General features: G+C 67.1%; 18 protein-coding genes. 6 read left to right on the forward strand and 12 right to left on the reverse strand.

Annotated elements, in window-relative coordinates; translation table 11 throughout:
* Positions 1 to 41: 41 nt before the first annotated feature.
* Both hutU and WCE59_RS08190 read right to left on the reverse strand, forming a co-directional pair.
* A complete protein-coding gene (gene hutU, locus WCE59_RS08185; RefSeq protein ID WP_343258255.1) occupies positions 42 to 1,721 on the reverse strand; it encodes a urocanate hydratase in 1,680 nt (559 codons plus the stop codon).
* A 123-nt stretch (positions 1,722 to 1,844) separates the two neighbouring features.
* Entirely contained in the window at positions 1,845 to 2,174 is a 330-nt protein-coding gene (locus tag WCE59_RS08190; RefSeq protein ID WP_343258256.1) for a hypothetical protein, read from the reverse strand.
* 148 nt (positions 2,175 to 2,322) lie between these two features.
* Here WCE59_RS08190 and WCE59_RS08195 point away from each other — a divergent pair, with 148 nt between their 5' ends.
* On the forward strand, positions 2,323 to 3,588 hold the full coding sequence (locus WCE59_RS08195; protein ID WP_343258257.1) for an alkaline phosphatase family protein: 1,266 nt from the start codon (positions 2,323 to 2,325) through the stop codon (positions 3,586 to 3,588).
* Between the two features lie 27 nt (positions 3,589 to 3,615).
* Entirely contained in the window at positions 3,616 to 4,110 is a 495-nt protein-coding gene (locus tag WCE59_RS08200) for a methylated-DNA--[protein]-cysteine S-methyltransferase (RefSeq protein ID WP_343258258.1), read from the forward strand.
* Positions 4,111 to 4,116: 6 nt separating this feature from the next.
* On the opposite strand, the gene ubiM is transcribed toward WCE59_RS08200, so the two are convergent.
* From ubiM to WCE59_RS08225, 5 genes are all read right to left on the reverse strand, one after another.
* On the reverse strand, positions 4,117 to 5,286 hold the full coding sequence (gene ubiM / locus WCE59_RS08205) for a 5-demethoxyubiquinol-8 5-hydroxylase UbiM (protein ID WP_343258259.1): 1,170 nt from the start codon (positions 5,284 to 5,286) through the stop codon (positions 4,117 to 4,119).
* Between the two features lie 112 nt (positions 5,287 to 5,398).
* Positions 5,399 to 6,715, reverse strand: a complete 1,317-nt coding sequence (locus tag WCE59_RS08210; RefSeq protein ID WP_343258260.1) for a serine hydrolase — start codon at positions 6,713 to 6,715, stop codon at positions 5,399 to 5,401.
* A gap of 62 nt (positions 6,716 to 6,777) precedes the next feature.
* Positions 6,778 to 7,371, reverse strand: a complete 594-nt coding sequence (locus WCE59_RS08215) for a hypothetical protein (protein WP_343258262.1) — start codon at positions 7,369 to 7,371, stop codon at positions 6,778 to 6,780.
* Between the two features lie 11 nt (positions 7,372 to 7,382).
* On the reverse strand, positions 7,383 to 7,883 hold the full coding sequence (locus WCE59_RS08220; protein WP_343258263.1) for an RNA polymerase sigma factor: 501 nt from the start codon (positions 7,881 to 7,883) through the stop codon (positions 7,383 to 7,385).
* A 104-nt stretch (positions 7,884 to 7,987) separates the two neighbouring features.
* Entirely contained in the window at positions 7,988 to 9,220 is a 1,233-nt protein-coding gene (locus tag WCE59_RS08225) for a formimidoylglutamate deiminase (RefSeq protein WP_343258264.1), read from the reverse strand.
* Between the two features lie 83 nt (positions 9,221 to 9,303).
* Between WCE59_RS08225 and hutI the strand changes: the two genes are divergently transcribed.
* Both hutI and WCE59_RS08235 read left to right on the forward strand, forming a co-directional pair.
* Positions 9,304 to 10,536, forward strand: coding sequence for an imidazolonepropionase (hutI, locus tag WCE59_RS08230; RefSeq protein ID WP_343258265.1), 1,233 nt, complete (start codon positions 9,304 to 9,306; stop codon positions 10,534 to 10,536).
* A 68-nt stretch (positions 10,537 to 10,604) separates the two neighbouring features.
* Positions 10,605 to 11,807 (forward strand): dipeptidase, encoded by a 1,203-nt coding sequence (locus tag WCE59_RS08235; protein ID WP_343258266.1) that lies wholly within the window; start codon positions 10,605 to 10,607, stop codon positions 11,805 to 11,807.
* A 67-nt stretch (positions 11,808 to 11,874) separates the two neighbouring features.
* Here WCE59_RS08235 and WCE59_RS08240 read toward each other — a convergent pair whose 3' ends face one another.
* The 3 genes from WCE59_RS08240 to WCE59_RS08250 form a co-directional block, all read right to left on the reverse strand.
* Entirely contained in the window at positions 11,875 to 12,597 is a 723-nt protein-coding gene (locus WCE59_RS08240; protein ID WP_343258267.1) for a hypothetical protein, read from the reverse strand.
* Positions 12,598 to 12,753: 156 nt separating this feature from the next.
* Positions 12,754 to 12,933: a 30S ribosomal protein THX gene (locus WCE59_RS08245; protein WP_343258268.1), complete on the reverse strand. Its 180-nt coding sequence runs from the start codon at positions 12,931 to 12,933 to the stop codon at positions 12,754 to 12,756.
* Between the two features lie 86 nt (positions 12,934 to 13,019).
* Positions 13,020 to 13,412 (reverse strand): MerC domain-containing protein, encoded by a 393-nt coding sequence (locus WCE59_RS08250; protein ID WP_343258269.1) that lies wholly within the window; start codon positions 13,410 to 13,412, stop codon positions 13,020 to 13,022.
* Positions 13,413 to 13,483: 71 nt separating this feature from the next.
* On the opposite strand from WCE59_RS08250, the gene WCE59_RS08255 reads away from it, so the two are divergent.
* Positions 13,484 to 15,646: a TonB-dependent receptor gene (locus WCE59_RS08255; protein WP_343258270.1), complete on the forward strand. Its 2,163-nt coding sequence runs from the start codon at positions 13,484 to 13,486 to the stop codon at positions 15,644 to 15,646.
* A gap of 150 nt (positions 15,647 to 15,796) precedes the next feature.
* Here the strand turns inward: WCE59_RS08255 and WCE59_RS08260 are convergent, their stop codons facing one another.
* Positions 15,797 to 16,288 carry a Fur family transcriptional regulator gene (locus tag WCE59_RS08260; protein ID WP_343258271.1) on the reverse strand — a complete coding sequence of 164 codons (492 nt, stop codon included), beginning with the start codon at positions 16,286 to 16,288 and terminating at the stop codon, positions 15,797 to 15,799.
* Between the two features lie 31 nt (positions 16,289 to 16,319).
* Positions 16,320 to 17,741, reverse strand: coding sequence for a glutamate--tRNA ligase (gltX, locus tag WCE59_RS08265; protein ID WP_343258272.1), 1,422 nt, complete (start codon positions 17,739 to 17,741; stop codon positions 16,320 to 16,322).
* A 100-nt stretch (positions 17,742 to 17,841) separates the two neighbouring features.
* Here gltX and lpxH point away from each other — a divergent pair, with 100 nt between their 5' ends.
* Positions 17,842 to 18,582: a UDP-2,3-diacylglucosamine diphosphatase gene (lpxH, locus tag WCE59_RS08270; protein WP_343258273.1), complete on the forward strand. Its 741-nt coding sequence runs from the start codon at positions 17,842 to 17,844 to the stop codon at positions 18,580 to 18,582.
* Positions 18,583 to 18,831: the final 249 nt, after the last annotated feature.

Genomic DNA, 18,831 nt, shown 5'->3' on the forward strand with positions numbered 1-18,831 from the left:
CCCGGCGGCAGGAGCGTGCTATGCGCGCTCCTGCGTGGTTTTCAGAGCATCGGCAGCTTGAGCCCCTGTTCCTTCGCGCACTGGCGCGCGATCTCATAGCCGGCATCGGCGTGGCGCATCACGCCGGTGCCGGGGTCATTCCACAGCACGCGTTCAAGACGGCGGTCGGCTTCTTCCGTTCCATCGCATACGATCACCACGCCGCTGTGCTGGCTGTAGCCCATCCCCACGCCGCCGCCGTGGTGCAGGCTGACCCAGGTGGCGCCACCGGCCACGTTGAGCATGGCGTTGAGCAGGGGCCAGTCGCTGACCGCGTCGCTGCCGTCGAGCATGGATTCGGTCTCACGGTTGGGACTGGCCACGCTGCCTGAATCCAGATGGTCGCGACCGATCACCACCGGCGCCTTCAGCTCCCCGTTGCGGACCATCTCGTTGAACGCCAGGCCCAGCCTGTGGCGCTGGCCCAGCCCCACCCAGCAGATCCGCGCGGGCAGGCCCTGGAAGCTGATCCGCTCACGGGCCATGTCCAGCCAGGTGTGCAGGTGTTCGTCGTCGGGGATCAGTTCCTTGACCTTGGCGTCGGTCTTGTAGATGTCCTCCGGGTCGCCGGACAGGGCCACCCAGCGGAACGGGCCGATGCCGCGGCAGAATAGCGGCCGCACGTACGCCGGCACGAACCCGGGGAAATCAAACGCCTTCGCACAGCCTTGGTCAAAAGCCATCTGGCGGATGTTGTTGCCGTAATCGACGGTGGGAATTCCCTGCGCATGGAAGGCCAGCATCGCCTCCACGTGTACCCGCATCGACTTCATCGCTTCATCGCGAACCATCACCGGGTCCGATTTCTGCCGCGCCAGCCACTGCTCAACCGTCCAGCCAATGGGCAGGTAACCGTGCACCGGATCATGGGCGCTGGTCTGGTCGGTGACGCAGTCCGGGCGCACGCCGCGCCTGACCAGCTCCGGCAGGATCTCCGCGGCGTTGCCCAGCAGCGCAATGGACTTGGCTTCACGGGCGGAGGTGTATTTTTCGATCCGCGCCAGCGCGTCGTCCAGATCGGTCGCCTGCTCGTCCACGTAGCGCGTGCGCAGGCGGAAATCGATGCAGCTCTGCCGGCATTCGATGGTCAGCGACGACGCGCCGGCCAGGCTCGCCGCCAGCGGCTGTGCGCCGCCCATGCCGCCGAGGCCCGCGGTCAGGATCCACTTGCCCTTCAAACTGCCGCCAAAATGTTGGCGACCCATTTCCACGAACGTCTCGTAGGTGCCCTGCACGATCCCCTGCGAGCCGATATAGATCCACGAGCCGGCGGTCATCTGGCCGTACATCATCAGGCCTTTCCGATCGAGCTCGTTGAAGTGCTCCCAGTTGGCCCAGGCCGGCACCAGGTTGGAGTTGGCGATCAGCACCCGCGGTGCGTCCGGGTGGGTCCGGAAGATGCCGACCGGCTTGCCGGACTGCACCAGCAGGGTCTCGTCGTCGCCCAGATTGCGCAGCGATTCGAGGATGGCGTCGTAGCTTTTCCAGTCGCGCGCGGCGCGGCCGATGCCGCCGTACACCACCAGTTCTTCCGGCCGTTCGGCCACCTCCGGATCCAGATTGTTCTGGATCATCCGGTAGGCCGCCTCGGTCAGCCAGGAGCGGCAGGACAGCTCGCTTCCCCGCGGGGCGCGGATGGTGCGGGAAGGATCAAGGCGGGGGTCGGACTGGGAGTCGGGCATGGGTGGCTCCATAACGCAGGTGGGTCGATGCCCACGCGCTGGCGGGCGCGCCGATTATCGCACCGCGCAAACGCAAGCGCCCGGCAGAGCCGGGCGTCGAAAGCAACTGCGGACGGTGGGCGATCAGCGGATGGCTGGATCCAGGCGTCGCAACGCGTCCATCAGATCGGTGGAGCCTGTTCTCTCGATGTCTTCACGGGTGTAAACCCGGCCACCCGAAGCCACGCACTCTGTGCGCTCCGCCTTCGAACGGGCGTTGCGGTTGGCGATGATGCGCGAGCCGGTCTGCTGGATACAGAAGCGGTCTGAGATCCGATCGCGCTCGGCCCGGTCTTCCCTGGCCTCTTCGCGGCCCTGCTCCTCGGGCTCGATTTCCTGGGCGATGGCGCCGGCTCCTGCACCGGCCAACGCAAGGGCTGTGGACGCAGCCATGGCAATGAGCAACTTGTTCATGGGGTACCTCGCAGGCGTCACGGTGGAACTTGGCAGAATACGACCCGCGCTGAAAAGCGCGCGTGGAGATGGCGCCATTCATATACCAGTGTTCATCGCCGCCTCAGGCGCCAGCCGCAGTCATCTTTGCCGCTTATCATTCCAACCCATGAATATTCTCCTCCCACACCGCACCCTCGCGTTGCTGCTGACGCTGCTGTTGGCCGCCTGTGCTTCAGCCCCCTCCGCCCCAACTCAGGGTCCGGCGCAAACCAGTCCCTACACCCTGCTGTTGATCTCGCTGGACGGCGTGCACCCTGACGCCCTGACGCGCGGGGACACACCGCATCTTTCCCGGTTGGCTGCCACGGGCGTGCAGGCGGAGTGGATGAACCCTTCGTACCCCACCCTCACATTCCCCAACCACTACACCCTGGTCACCGGCCTGCGGCCCGACCGGCACGGCGTGGTCCACAACTCCATGTCCAGCTTGGAGCTCGGCCGCTTCATGCTCAGCGACCGCGACGCGGTGGGCGATGCCCGCTGGTGGAATGACGCCGAGCCGCTGTGGGTGACCGCAGAGAACGCCGGTCTGGTCACCGCCACCATGTTCTGGCCCGGAAGCGAGGCCGCAGTGCGCGGCGTGCGTCCCACGCACTGGAACCTGTTCGACGCCAAGCTGCCCAAGGCGGACCGCGTCGGCACGGTGCTGGAATGGCTGGGCGCACCGGCGGACAGTCGCCCGCGCCTGGCCACCCTGTATTTCGAACATCCCGACAGTGCCGCGCATGCCAACGGCCCGACCTCTACGGAAATGCGCGAAGCCATGCGTGCGGTAGACGCGCAGATCGGCAGGCTGGTGGAAGGCATCCGCGCCGCCGGGCTGCAGGACAGCGTGGATCTGGTGATCGTGTCCGATCACGGCATGGCCGAAGTGCCGGAAGGCAACGTGGTGGCCTTTGAAAGCATGGTGGATCCGGACGATGTCGAGCCGGTCAGCTTCGGCCAGGTGGTCGGCTTCCAGCCCGTCGCCGGACGCGAGGCCGCTGCCGCTGCGGCACTGCTGGGCGAGCATGAACGCTACGCCTGCTGGCGCAAGGAAGAGCTTCCCGCACGCTGGCACTACGGCACCCACCGCCGCATCCCCGCCATCGTCTGCCAGATGGACGAAGGCTGGGATGCCCTGCCGGCCCGGTTCATCGAGCGGCGTCCGCCCGGCACCCGCGGTTCGCATGGCTATGACCCGGCACTGCCGTCGATGCGTGCGCTGTTCATCGCCAACGGCCCGTCATTCGCCAGCGGCAAGCGCATCCCCGCGATCGACAACGTGGACGTCTATCCGCTGCTGGCGCGTTTGATAGGAGTGGAACCGGCGGACCATGACGGCGACCCTGCCGCCCTGCTGCCGGCCCTGCACCAGCACGCCGATCAGTAACGACCCCGCCCACAAAGTCAGGCAACCATGATCATTTTCCACACCCGCATTGACAGCCCCATCGGCCCGCTGCTGCTGGCCGCGTCCGACGCGGGCATGCGCGCCATCGAATTCCACGATGCAAAGCACCCGGTGAAGCGGGACTCCAGCTGGCAGGAAGGTGACCATCCTTTGCTGCAGCGCGCGGAGCAGCAGCTGCGGGAATACTTTGCCGGAACCCGGCGCAGTTTCGACCTGCCGCTGGCGCCGCAGGGCACCCCGTTCCAGCGCCGGGTGTGGCAGGCGCTGGAAACAATCAGCTACGGACAGACCCTCAGCTACGGCCAGCTGGCCGCCAGCCTCGGCAGCCCTACGGCCTCGCGCGCCGTCGGTGCTGCCAACGGCCGCAACCCGCTGCCGATCGTGGTGCCCTGTCATCGTGTGATCGGCGCCAGCGGCGCGCTCACCGGCTTTGGCGGCGGCCTGCCTACCAAGCAGTTCCTGCTGGAACTTGAGGGCGCCCTGCCCGCCAGCCCGGTTTAGCCGCGCCTACGCCTGGGTGAGGTGCGCGGCGATCGCACGCCGGAACGGCGGCAGCCGGTTTGCGACCCGCAGGGTGGCACTGCGTAACAGCCGGGCCACCGGCCGCTCATCGTTGTACAGCCGCAGGACCGTGCGGGTCGCGGCGTAGATGGGCAATGCCGCTGCATGGTGTTTGCGCTGGTAGCGCGCCAGCACGGCATCGGAACCGATATCCGTGCCCGCCCGATGGGCGGCCAGCACCGCTTCGGCCAAGCGCGCCTGGCCCTGCAGTCCCAGGTTGAACCCATGCGCGGTCACCGGGTGCATGCCCACTGCCGCATCGCCAATCAGCGCCGCGCGCCGGGCAACGAAGCTGTCGGCGTAGACCGATACCAGCGGGTACACGTGGCGGGTGCCGGTCATGGTCACTTCGCCCAGGCGGTCACGCATGCGCCGCTGCAGGTCGGCCGCCAGCTCCGCATCGTCCATCGCATGGACCTTCTCCATCTGCGCGGGGCTGAGCGTGAGCACGGCGGAAGACAGGTTGCCGTTCAGCGGCAGCAGGGCCAGCGTGTGGCCGTAATCGAACCATTCCCAGGCCACGTGGCGATGCGGCTGAGTATGTTTGAACCGGCACACCATCATCCGCACCCCGTGATCGCGCGACCGGGCACCAACGCCCAGCATCCGCCGTAGCTGTGAGAACCGGCTGTCGGCTGCCACCAGCAATCGCGCCTGGATGTGGCGACCATCTTCAAGGGTCACGGCCACGCCATCGTCGACGTGGGCAACCGCCTGCACGCCGCAGCCTGCCACCAGCTCCACATCGTCCTGTGCACTGACCGCCTGGTAGGCGATCCGCCGGATCACGTGGTTGGGCACCAGCCAGCCGAGCCGCTCGCTGCGACCGTCGCTGGCGCTGATCCGCAGCGCATGGGCAGAGTCCGCATTGCTGATCCTGGCATCGCGCAGATCGGAGATATCCGCCGGATCAAATGCCTCCCAGAGCCCCAGCGCTTCCAGGATGCGGCGTGAGGCGTGGGTCAGGGCGATTTCACGGCCGTCGAAGGCAGGATCGGCAATCGCCTCCATCGGCTGCTTTTCCACCACTGCAACCGACAGACCGCTGCCACGCAGCGAGCGGGCGAAGCACAGCCCCGCCGGTCCCGCACCCACCACCACCACGTCAAACTTCATGCCTGCAACTCCTGATCCGGAACCAGTCAGCGTGACCGCCCAAGGCGGTCGGCGCCTTGATCCAGGTCATTTTCGCCGATCGGCCATCCGGATGCCGGGCCGGATGCGCGCATCAGCGTTTTTGGGCACGCATCACATCCCCAGCCTGGTGCAGATCCAACCGGATGACTTCGCCCGAGGCATCACGCGAAAACCGGATCTCTATGCCGTATGCCGCAGCCTCGAACGTGTCTTCGGCGACCGGATCCAGTGGGAATTCGCCCTGCCCCGTCGCCTGCGCGTGCAGCACACCCTCATGTTCGCGCACCACCAGATCGAAACCCGGCATCAGCGCCCAGGTGCCCGCGTAATCACGCAGTTGCTCGGGTGAAAGCACGGGGGCCACTGCCGGCCGATCCACCGGGCGCCGCGGCTGGCTCAACGGAATACTCGGATCCAGAAGATGGCCGGCAATATCGTTGACACCGCCCGAGGCGGCGAGCCCCGTGTCGGCCAGCACCACCACCGCACGGTCGCGTTCAAGATCAAAGGCCACCATCGAAGAGAATCCGCCGGTCCCGCCATCATGCGCATGGACCAGCCGGTCACCGATCGGCATCAGCAGCCAGTTCATCGCCATGGCCTGGTCGGCGCCGGTTTCAATCGGCTGCTGGGCCAGCTGGATCGCTTCACCAAGCGACCCGGCCGCGCCGCCGAGCTGGGCACGGACGTAACGCACCATGTCATCCAGCGTGGCGCGTACGCCGCCCACCCCAGCCAGCTCGGGCACGAAAGTCCACGGCGGAGTCTCCTGACCGTCCGGCGTGTGCCCCGCGGCAACCTGCACACCTTCCGGCCGGTCGGCCACGTGGGCGTGCGCCATGCCCAATGGGGCAAATAGCCGCTCGTCCAGCAGCTGTTCGAAATCCCTGCCGCCCGTGCGGGACAGCACCAGGGACAGCAGCATCGTGCCGAAATTCGAGTATTCGAACGTTTCGCCCGGGACCTGTTCCAAGGCCACGTCCTGCAGCGAGGCCAGCAGGGCTACGGGCGTGAAGCCGGCATAGGGATCGCCGACGTCTTCGACCTGCAGCCGGGACGGAAGCCGCGGCAGCCCCGAGGTGTGCGTGACCACGTGCCGGAGCAGGATCGGCTGGCCCTCGTAATCCGGCACCACCGTGCCCTCGGGCAGGTGGTTTGCCAGCGGATCATCGAGCGACACGCCGCCGCTCAGCACCAGATCAGCCAACAGGATGCCGGCCATGGACTTGGTGACCGAACCGATCTCGAAGGCCACGTCAGGACCGATCCGTCCGGCATCCGCCGGGTCGGCGCAGCGCCACGCCCGGCTAACGCGGTCGCCCTCGACCACGGCGGCGGCGATACAGACACCGCTGCTGTCGCCCAGCACGCGTCGGTCGAGGATGTCGCCCAGTGATGCGTCGTCCATGGCACTCACTACTCCGGAAACTGCGATCAGGGTACTGGCAAGCACGGCAGAAAATATTCCATTCATGGTTCTTCTCCCTCTCCGGAAACTGTATCAATCTGGTGCTGCAGGCGTTCGGCGTGGGCGCGGAATTGCCGCTTCGCCGTGCGTCGGTTGACCCAGGCAAGGACGGCGCACAGCATCCCCACCGCCGGCAGGTACACGAAGGAAAAGGTGGACAGGCCGCTCTTGGCCAACGTCAGCCCCACCAGGCCCACCAGCGGTGGTGCGAGATACCACAGCCACACCTGCTCCAGCATCCGCGCCTGGGCCAGCGCCCCGTCACGCTGGCGCACCAGGTTTTCCATCAGTGGCAAATGGGGTTCTGGCTCCGGAACCTGTCGGCGCGTGCGCCGCAGCCAAAGTGGCACCAGCACCGCCCACGTCACCAGCAACAGAGCAAATCCAGCTCCCACCCACTCCTGCTCTACGGCCAGACCCATCGCCGTCAATGCAAACCACACTGCTACCAGTACCGCCGCGGCGGTCTCCACACGGTCGCGCCACTTCACCCGCGTGCGCAGCTTTTGATCCTGCCGCCGCAGGCTGTCGACAGACGCGGCGGGGGCGACCGGAGCTTGATCGCTCCACTGCTGCTTCATTTTGTCCCAGTCCATTTTGTCCATTGTCATTCCTCCACGAAGCGCTCGAAGGCCTGGCGCAGGCGCGTCATGCGCACCGCCACGGCGTTGGGGGTGAGTCCCAGCACTTCGGCCACCTGCTCGCGCGGCAGTCCTTCCAGATCCAGCAGCAGCAGGCTTCGCGGGACCGGATCGAGTGTGGCCAGGAAGGCGTCCAGCACGTCCAGCGGATCAAGCGGATGGCCGAGGTCGCCACGCTCGGGCGCCTGGTCCAGTGGCACGTGATCGCGACGCGGCTTGCGCAGCTGGCTGAGCGCGGTATTGAGCGCTACCCGGTATACCCAGGTGGAGCGCTGCGCGCGGCCATCGAAGCTGTCAAAGCTGCGCCACAGCTGCAGGTGCATGTCCTGCAGCAGGTCGTGCCAGTCATCCGGGCCGGCGTAACGCCGCGCAAGGCGCGCCAGCGCGGGCTGGTTTTCCTCCAGCATGGCGGTGAACGCCGCTTGGGTATCCATCTGCTGCATCAGTTCCTTATTTCCGAGACTCATGAAGATTGGTCGCGGCCAGGCGCGGAAATTTTCATGGACCGGGAAAAAGGCCCCTTCTTCGCCGCGGGGGACTGAAGGGCCCCGCCGTAGCCGGGAGGCCCCGGTCAGGACCCGGAAAGCTCCCCAATCGCCCTGCGATACCGCGCGGCAATAGCGTCACGATCGCGATGCCGGCCGTCGCTGACCAGCGTGCTGCCATCGATGCACACCGTCTCCACCAACGGCCGGTTGCCGCTGAATACCCAGCGGTCCGCCACGTCACCTGCGGTTGCGCCCACCAGCACCGGGGCTTCGGCGTCCAGCTCGATCCAGTCATCCAGCGGCCCGAAGCCGGTCACGTGCACGCCACCCTGCAATGCGACGTGCAGCAGGCTTTCGCCCACGCTCTCAGAAGGCTCCACCGCGATGTTGCGGCGCTGGGCCACCAGCCGCTGGCCATATTCCAGCCAGCGCAATTCCTCCACTGGCGAGACCGAGATGTGGGAGTCCGAACCGATCCCCCAGCGGCCGCCGGCATCCAGATAAGCACGCAGCGGAAACAGGCCGTCGCCAAGGTTGGCTTCCGTGGTCGGACACAGCACCACCGTGGCGCCGCTGGCGGCAACACGGCGGGTCTCGTCCGCGGTCAGGTGCGTGGCATGCACCAGCGCCCAGCGCGCGTCGACTTCAAAGTGGTCATACAGCCACTCCACCGGGCGCGCGCCGCGCACGGCCACGCTGTCCTCCACCTCGGCAGTCTGTTCCGCGATGTGGATATGCACCGGCATGTCCTGCGGCAACGCTGCGAGGGTACGGCGCATGGCGTCTTCGGGCACCGCGCGCAGGCTGTGGAAACAGGCGCCTACCTTGAGCTGTGAATCCTCGAGTTTCTGCAGGCGATCCAGCAGATGCAGGTAGGCGTCCACATCGTGGCCGAAGCGCGCCTGCCGATCCGTCAGCGGCCGGCCATCGAACCCGCCGCTCATGTACAGCACCGGCAGCAGGGTCATGCGGATGCCGGTGTCGCGCGCCGCTTCCACCAGCGCCAGCGACATTTCCGCTGGATCGTCATAGGGCCGACCATCGGGCTGGTGATGCACGTACTGGAACTCGCACACGGATCCGTAACCGGCTTCCAGCATTTCCACGTACAGCTGCGCGGCCACCGCGCGCATGCTGTCGGGGGTCATCCGTCCGGCGAAGCGGTACATGGTTTCGCGCCAGGTCCAGAATGAATCGGCCGGGTCGGTGCGCCGTTCGGCCATGCCGGCCATGGCGCGCTGGAACGCATGCGAATGCAGGTTGGGAATGGCGGGCAGGCGCCAGCCGCTGGCAGTGCGGGTCACGGGATTGTCCATGACCACATTGTGGCCCGTGCGGTGGCCATGCGCAGCTACGCCTTGCACAGAACCCTACGTGGCGCTCCCGTAGAATCAGCCGCATGAGCGAATCCGAACGTACTCCCTGGGATGGACTGGTCCTCGGCGCCACGCTGGCCACGCTGGACGGCGACAGCGGCTACGGCCTGGTGGAAGACGGCGCGCTGGGCTGGCGCGATGGTGTGATCGTCCACGCCGGGCCGCGCACCGCCCTGCCTGCCGACCCCAACACGCTGTCGGGCAACGTGATCGACCTGGGCGGTGGCCTGGTCACGCCGGGGCTGGTTGATTGCCATACCCACCTGGTGTTTGCCGGCAACCGCGCCGGCGAGTTCGAGCAGCGCCTGCAGGGCGCCAGCTACGAGGACATCGCCCGCGCCGGTGGCGGCATCGTGTCCTCGGTGCGCGCCGTGCGTGCGGCCAGCGAGGACCAGCTGCTGGCCGAGTCACTGCCGCGCGCGCAGGCACTGGTGGCCGATGGCGTGACCACCCTGGAGATCAAGTCCGGCTACGGCCTGGATTTCGACAGCGAACGCCGCATGCTGCGCGTGGCCAGACGCATCGGTGAAGAGCTTGGCGTCGAGGTCCGCACCACCTACCTGGCCGCACACGCCCTGCCCCCCGAGTTTTCCGACCGCGCCGATGACTACATCGACGCCGTGGTGGAATGGCTGCCGCGCCTGCACGACGAGGGCCTGGTGGATGCGGTGGATGCGTTCGCCGAGACCATCGGCTTCAGCATCGAACAGACCCGGCGCGTCTTTGAAGCCGCACGTGCGCTCGGCCTGCCGGTGAAGCTGCACGCCGACCAGCTCAGCGATGGCGGCGGTGCCGGACTGGTGGCCCAGTTCGACGGCCTGTCGGCCGACCACGTGGAATACACCTCGACGGCCGGCGTGGAAGCGATGGCCCAGGCCGGCACCGTGGCCGTGCTGCTGCCCGGCGCTTTCCATGTGCTGCGGGAAACCCGGCTGCCGCCCATCGATGCTTTCCGCGCCCACGGCGTGCCAATGGCGCTCGCCACCGACTGCAATCCCGGCACCGCGCCTCTGCTGTCCCTGCGCCAGGGCATGCAGCTGGGCTGCACCCTGTTCCGGCTGACCCCTGAAGAAGCGCTGCGCGCGGCCACCGTCAACGCGGCGCGGGCGCTGGGCATGGATGACCGCGGCGTGCTGCGCCCGGGCATGCGCGCGGACTTCGTGCACTGGAACGTGGCCCAGCCCGCCGAGCTCTGCTACTGGCTGGGCGGCCAGCTAGCCCGCAGCGTGCACGCCGCAGGCCAGCGCATCATCTGATCGCGTTCTACACGCGAGTGTGGATGGCGTATCTTTCGGGGCTGCCTTTTCGCACCTCTGGAGATTCCATGCTTCGTCGCTCGCTGCTTGCCGCCGCCGTCATGTTCGCCGCCTCCACCGTGACCGCGCAGGATGCGCCCGAAGCGGCCCGCCAGCTCGCACAGGACGCGATCATCGTCGACACCCACATCGACGCGCCCGGCCTGCTGCTCAGCCGCTGGGCCGATCTCGGTGTCGACGCCCCGGACCGCGAGTTCGACTACCCACGCGCACGCGCCGGCGGCCTGGACGTGGGCTTCATGGCGATCTACACCTCGCATGGCCGCGACGAGGCCGGCACCGCGCGCCAGCATGCCCACAACCAGATCGACGCGGTGGAAGCGCTGGCAGGCCGGCACCCGGACAAGTTCGCCATCCTCACCTCGCCCGGCGATGTGGAAACATTGCGCGAAGGCGGTCGCGTGCTGCTGTCCATGGGCATGGAGAACGCCGGGCCGCTGGGCGACGACGTCTCCCAGGTGGAGGCTTTCTTCAATCGCGGCGTGCGCTACATCGGCCTGACCCACAGCGGCAACAACCGCATTGGTGATTCGTCCTACACGCTTGAGCGCAAGTGGAACGGACTGAGCCCGTTCGGCCGCGAAGTGATTGCAGAGATGAACCGGCTGGGCATGATCGTTGACGTGTCGCACGTGTCCGACGAGACCGCACGCGACGTGATCGAGGTCAGCACCGCCCCGGTCATCGCCAGCCACTCGGGCTTCCGCCACTTCACCCCGGGCTTCGAGCGCAACCTGGATGACGAACTGGCCAAGGAGATCGCAGCAACCGGCGGCGTGATCCAGATTCCGTTCGGCACCATGTTCCTGGATGGACAGGCAGCCGCTGACATCCAGGCCTACTTCGTAGCCGCCGACGAGTTTGAACGCCGCAACGCCGAGCTGCGGGCTGCCGGCGAGCCCACCGAAGACCGCAGCGCGTTCGAACGCAACTGGGAAGAAACCCACCCCGTGCCGGACATCACCATCGAGCCGGTGCTCGACCAGATCGACCACGGCGTGAAGCTGGTCGGCATCGACCACATCGGCCTGGGCTCGGACTTTGATGGCGTGGGCGGCGACCTGCCGGAGAACCTGCGCACAGTGGCCGACTTCCCGCACCTGGTCGCCGGCCTGCAGCAGCGCGGCTACAGCGATGACGACATCCGCAAGATCCTGGGTGGAAACATGTTGCGGACCTGGACCGCGATCGAAGCCGCCGCCGGGCGCTGAAGCTCCATCGCACTGACTGAAGGGCATTGGCGTCCGCATGCAGATGCCAATGCCCTGTTCAGCCCGCCTACTGCGCCGAAACCTCCGGTGCCAGGCGGTGGGCCACTTCGCCAGCATCGTCCAGGAACTCGATCGAAGCCTCCCCCTCCGGTGCCACCTTCAGGACCATGCGCGGGTTCCCCGCGGCATCGTTGAGCACCAGAGTGGCGTCACCGCCACCGTTGCGGCCAACAAACAGACGGTTGGCGCCGTAGTAGCTTTCCGCATGGCGCTCGCGCATCAGCTCCCTGCGCTCATCCGCAGGCAGATTGTCCAGCTGCGCATTTTCCTGGAAGTCCTCGGCAATCGACCGATCCGGCCGATCCGACACCTGCATCCCGGCCAGCTGCCGACCGCGACGGTCCAAGCCCATGATCTGCACGATCTGGTCCTGTTCATAGCGGTCAAAAGTCAGGCTACCTCCCGAAGATACGTTGCCTTCCCCATCACGAGCGCCGGCGAAGATCAGTCCCCCAACCTCGGTGCCCTCGTCGTTGTAGAACAGCATGCCGGCCTGTGGTCGCGGGTGCGGATACTCTTCGCCCCGGATGATCGCTCCGGGAAAATGCGCGGAACTGGAGAGCACGTAGCGCAGCGTTCCATCGGGCTCGCGGAGGTTGAGCCGCTGCACATCAATCTCCTGGAACGATGCCTTGCCGGTGGAGGTGGCCCCGGTCAGCACGACCGTGCACATGACTGCGGTGAGCAGCCCGGAATAGATGACCAGAAAACGGTTTCCATTGATTCTCATGACGACCTTCCTGTTTGGTTGCACCCCGCAAATACCATCCGCGCATGGGTGCGCGCAACAGGAAAAGAAGCCCCCGGGCCAGCGGCACCGGGCCTGGCTCGCGGAAACCAAAAAGCCCGCTTGGAAGCGGGCTTTTTCAAATCGCCTCAGGGACGATTATTCCTTTACAACGGTCTTCTTCGACACGACCTTCTTGGTCGGCTTGGCCACGCGCTTGCCAGCGGTGGAAGCGGATTCCGTGGCAGCGGCTGCCTGCTTGACGCGGTGCAGCCGGCTGTTGCCGTAGCTGGAGTTGTAGCGCTTGCCCTTGAGGGTCTTGCGATCGCCCTTGCCCATTGTGTGCTCCTGAATATGCAGATGAGGCCAGCACGCCGGGTTTCCGGCGCGTAACCTGCAAATGCTAGCATGCGCGAGGCCTGCAATCAGCCAGGTCGGGCGTGGGTCAGGCGCAGATTCAGCAAATGCGCCGCCGCCAGCAGCAATCCACCGGTCACCATGATTCCTACGTGGGCCGGGCCGTGGTCGTGCAGCCAAGTGAACGAGCCCGCCCACACCAGCGCCAGCCCCGGCACCAGCAGGGCCCAGGCCCGGAAGGCGCGATGGCGGCGGTAGCCCAGGGTCATCGTGGTCAAGCCGAGCACGGTGGCAAACACCACGAAGGCCTGGTCGAAATCGATCCAGCCGCCCACGTTGAGGCCCAGCGCCGGCAGCACCGCAAGCGCCAGGGGCAGCAGCGCGCAGTGGATGGCGCACAGGAACGACGCCGCGAGTCCAACGCGATCGGCTTTGCGCAGATTGGAGTCGGTGATGCCCATGACCTTCGGCCGCTGATGCACAGTGATGAAATATTATAACATTCCGTCTCCCCGTGATACCCATCTGCCAAATGTCCCCGAAACGCCTCCCCGCCCCCCGCATTGCCCTGCTCGCCGCCGCCCTCGCCACCCCGCTGGCCGCCTGGGCGCAGGATCCCCGCCACTCCGAACCGGCCGATCTGGACGCGGTGATCGTGCGCGCCAGCCCGCTGGCCAAATCGGCCGAAGACCTGACCCAGCCGATCGAAGTGCTGGCCGGTGAGCGCCTGGACGAGATGAAGGCCTCCTCGCTCGGCGAGACCGTCAATCGCCTGCCCGGCATCCAGTCGTCCTACCACGGGCCGGGCGTAGGCCGCCCGATCATCCGCGGCATGGACGGCGCCCGGGTGCAGGTGCTCAGCGACGGCCTGGCCTCCGGAGATGTCTCCACGGTCAGCGTCGACCATGCGGTCAGCATCGAGCCGTTCATGGCCAACCAGATCGAAGTGCTCAAAGGCCCCGCCACCCTGCTGTACGGGAGCGGTGCGATCGGTGGTGCGGTCAATGTCATCGACGGCCGCATTCCGGAAACCACCACCTTCGAGCCCCTGGAGGGCCGCGCCGAACTGCGTGCAGGCAGCGTGGCGGACGAACGCAGCGGCATGATGCGCCTGGACGGCACCTCGGCCTCGGGCAATCTGGTCTTCCACTTCGATGCCCTGCACCGGGAGACCGGCGACTACCGCATCCCGGGCTACGCGGAGCTTGAGCCCGAGGGGGATGACGCCGCCTACGGCCGGCTGCCGGACAGCTTTCTCAGGACCGACAGCGCTGCGCTGGGCATGTCGTGGGTGGGCGATCGCGGCTTCCTGGGCGTGGGCCACAGCCTGTTCAACTCGCGCTATGGCGTGCCGGGCCACGTGCACCCCGGGCACGATCACGATCACGGGCATGCGCACGATGATCACGGCCACGGTCACGGTCACGCCCATGACGATCACGAAGACCACGGCGTACACATCGTGATGGACCAGCGCCGCAGCGAACTGCGCGGCGGGCTGGACGACCTGGACGGGTTTGAAAGCCTGCGCATCAAGCTCGCCCACAACGTCTATACCCACACCGAGTACGAGGACAACGTCGCCGGCACGGTGTTTGATAACGAATCGGTTGAAGGCCGGCTGGAATTGGTGCATCAGCCGCTGGCGGGCTGGAACGGCGCCTTCGGCCTGCAGGCATCGCGGCGCAAGTTCGAAGCGCTGGGCGCCGAAGCCTTCGTACCCGATTCCCGCACCCGGGACACGGGCGTGTTCTGGATCGGTGAGCGCAGCTTCGATGGGCTGGATGTCGAGCTCGGCGCCCGCTACGACCAGAACCGGCTTGACCTGGTTTCCGGCCCCTCACGCGATTTCGACGCATTGAGCGCTTCGATCGCTGCGCGCTGGCATCTCACCGACCGGCTCCATCTGTCCTTCGGACTGGACCGTGCCCAGCGCGCACCCACCGCGGAAGAGCTCTACTCCAACGGTCTGCACGTGGCTACCCGCAGCCATGAGTTCGGCAACGCGGATCTGGACATGGAAACCGCCAACCGCGCCGAGCTGGGCATGCACTGGCACCACAACGGCCTGCTGATCAGCGGCTCGCTGTACCACGTGCGCTACGACGATTTCATCTACCAGGCCGACACCGGCGTGGTGGATGACGGCGCACCGGCGCGCGTCTGGAACCAGGCCGATACCCGGTTCACCGGCGGCGAACTGGAAGTGCAGTGGACCTTCATCGATGACGAGCGCGGGCAGTGGACCCTGCGCTCGTTTGGCGACGTGGTCCGTGCGCGGCTGGACGGCTCGGGCACCCGCGAGGTGTCGTTCTCCATTCCACACGGCAGCCACAGCCACGATTACACCGCGCAGATCGCACTGGATGGCAACCTGCCCCGCATCGCACCGGCCCGCCTGGGCGCCGAGCTGCGCTGGCGTTCGGCGGGCGACGGACTGCGCGCCAACCTGGGCGCCATCCGCTACGACTCGCAGAAACGCACCGCCGAGCATGAGGATCCTTCGGCCGGCTACACCATGGTCCATGCCGGCCTGACCTGGCACCTGGATACCGCCAGCGGGCGGGCCTGGGAACTGTTCGTCGACGGCAACAACCTGCTGGATGAAGAAGCCCGGCCGCACACCTCGTTCCTCAGTGACCTGGCGCCGCTCCCGGGCCGCAACGTCACCGCCGGCGTGCGCGTGTTCTTCTGATCACCGCCTGCGCCTTCCACCTGTAGGAGCGCGCCATGCGCGCGAAGCCGCGTGAATATGATCATTGCCGCGGGGCGTCGGTCCCGGTGGACCGGCCGACGCCATTGCCCGAAGCCAATCGTCACGCGGCTTCGCGCGCATGGCGCGCTCCTACAACTGGGCTTTTTCTGCGCAGGCGGCGCAGAGGCCGTGCACTTCCAGGGTCTGCGCCAGCGGGGTGAAGCCCAGCGCGCGGGCGCGGGACTCCAGCGACTCGACCACCCGCTCGTCTTCCAGCTCCACCGCCTCGTGGCACTGATCGCAGATCAGGAACGGCACCGAGTGCGGGCGGCTGCTGGGATGGTGGCAGGCCACGAATGCGTTGATCGAAGCCAATCGGTGGATGAAGCCGTTGCCGAGCAGGAAATCCAGCGCCCGGTACACGGTCGGCGGCGCCGCAGCGCCCGGCCCCCCGCCATCACGCACCCGATCGAGCAGGTCGTAGGCCTTGAGCGGGCGGTCGGCCTCGGCGATCAACCCCAGCACATAGGCGCGGATCGGCGTCAGCCGCAGGCCGCGCTCCTTGCAGGCAGCCTTGACCGCGGCCACGAAGCCGACGGCATCGTGGACATGGTGCTTGGGATCGGTGCAGGCGTTGACCATGACTTGATGATGGTGGCGAACCACCCCTCTCTCAAGCTGCGGGAATCTTCGCGATCGCCGCGTCGATCCGGGCCAGCGCCTCGTCGCGCCCCGCCAGGTACACCGTATGGCCGATATCCGGACTGACCTGGGTGCCGGTAATCGCCACCCGCATCGGCTGGGCCACCTTGCCCATGCCCACGTCCTGGGCCTCGGATACCTGCTTGAGTTCGGCGCTGATGGCCTCTGCATTCCACTCGCCAAGCGCAGCCAGGCGATCACGCACATCGGCCAGCACGGCACCGGTTTCCGGCTTGAGATGCTTGGCCACGGCCTTGTCGTCGTACGTGGTCAACGGCTGGTACCAGACCGCCGCGCGCTCGGCCATTTCGGCCAGGGTCTGCACCCGGTCGCACAGGGCCACCACCACGTCGGCCGGCGCCGGCCCGCGTGACAGGTCCAGTCCAGCCTGCTCCAGATGCCACTGCAGATGCGCCGCGACCGCTTCCGGGGCATCGCTCTTCAGGTACTGCTGGTTGAGCCAGCCCAGCTTGGCGGGATCCAGCCGCGCAGCCTTGGCATTCACGTCCTTGAGGTCGAACAGGCCCTGCATCTCTTCGATCGAGAACACCTCCTGGTCGCCGTGGGACCAGCCCAGACGCACCAGGTAATTGAGCAGCGCGTGCGGCAGGTAGCCGGCGTCGCGGTACTGCATCACGTCGGCGGCACCGGTGCGCTTGCTGAGCTTGGCGCCCTGCTCGTCGAGGATCATCGGCAGGTGCGAGAACGCCGGCACCGGCGCGCCCAGCGCCGCGTAGATGTTGATCTGGCGCGGCGTGTTGTTGACGTGGTCATCGCCGCGCACCACGTCGGTGATGCGCATGTCTATATCGTCCACCACCACTGCGAAGTTGTAGGTGGCATAGCCGTCCGGGCGGAAGATCACCAGGTCGTCGAGCTCGCTGTTGGCGATCTCGATCCGGCCCTTGACCTTGTCCTCCCACACCACGCTGCCTTCCTGCGGATTCTTCAGGCGGATCACCCGGTTGGGATCATCGCGGCGGGCTTCGTGCAGCTCCGTCTCGCCGCCGCGCTCGCGCCATGCACCGCTGTAGCGGGGCTTGTCGCCCTTCTCCATCGCCGCCGCGCGCATCGCGTCCAGCTCTTCCTTCGTTTCATAGGCGTAGTAGGCCTTGCCTTCGGCCACCAGGCGCTCGGCCATCTCGCGGTAGCGCGCCAGGCGCGAGGTCTGGAAAATGGGGCCTTCGTCGTAATCCAGGCCCAGCCAGTCCATCGCCTCCAGGATCGCGTCGATCGCCCCCTGAGTGCTGCGCTCGCGGTCGGTATCCTCGATCCGCAGCACGAACTGGCCGCCGGCGCGGCGCGCGGCCAGCCAGCAGTACAGCGCGGTGCGGGCGCCACCAATATGCAGGTAGCCGGTGGGACTGGGGGCGAAGCGGGTACGGACGGTCATGGCAAGGCAATGATGGGCAAGGCCCTCCATTGTAGGACGGGGCCCGGATTGCCGCCGCATCGCCAACCGATCCGCGTCGCCATCCCGTTATCATGTCGCGATGACCACGCTGTTCATCGCCGACCTGCACCTGGATCCGGAACGCCCGGACATCACCCGCCTGTTTGGCGACTTCCTCGACGCCGAGGCCCGCCAGGCCGACGCCCTGTACATCCTGGGCGACCTGTTCGAATCCTGGGTGGGCGATGACGACCCGTCCGAGGCCGGCGCGTTCGTGGCCGCGAAGCTCAAGACGCTTGCGGACAATGGCGTGCCGGTCTTCTTCATGCACGGCAATCGCGACTTCATGCTCGGCCGGGACTACGCCGCCCGCGCTGGCATGCGCCTGCTGCCGGACCCCACGGTGATCGAACTGTATGGCAAGCCCGTGCTGCTGATGCACGGCGACCTGCTGTGCACCGACGACGTGGAATACCAGAAAGTCCGCGCCCAGATCCGCAATCCGGACTGGCGGGCCCACATGCTGTCGCAGCCGCTGCAGGCCCGGCTGGCCTTCGCCCAGCAGGCGCGTGTCGCCAGCCTTGCCCGCCAGGGGGAAATGAAGCACGCCGGCACCATGGAATCGATCACCGACGCTTCGCCGGTCACCGTCGAAGACACCCTGCGCCGCTTCGGCATCGACACCCTGATCCACGGCCACACCCACCGCCCGGCGATCCATGAGCTCACCGTTGGTGACCGCCAGTGTCGGCGCATCGTGCTCGGCGACTGGTACGAACAGGGCTCCGTCCTGCGCGTCCACACCGACGGCCAATACGACCTGGCCACCCTCCCGCGCTGACGCGCAGTACGCCGCCGCGCACCGCCCGCTGCCCGCCACCTTCCGCCCCCCGGCCCGCCGCCCGCTTCTGTAGGAGCGCGCCATGCGCGCGAAGCCGCGTGACGCCCGCACTCCCACCCGCTTTCTGCTGCTGCGCCGCCTGAAAGGCCGACGGGGCGCACCCAAGCGGGACTGTCCGCGCCATGGATGGCGCGGCCAAGCCTACATGGACGTATTCACGGCGTGTCCCGTTTGGGTGCGCCCCGTCGG

Origin of the sequence: Luteimonas qiangzhengi (assembly GCF_039548515.1) — a bacterium.
GTDB lineage: Bacteria > Pseudomonadota > Gammaproteobacteria > Xanthomonadales > Xanthomonadaceae > Luteimonas.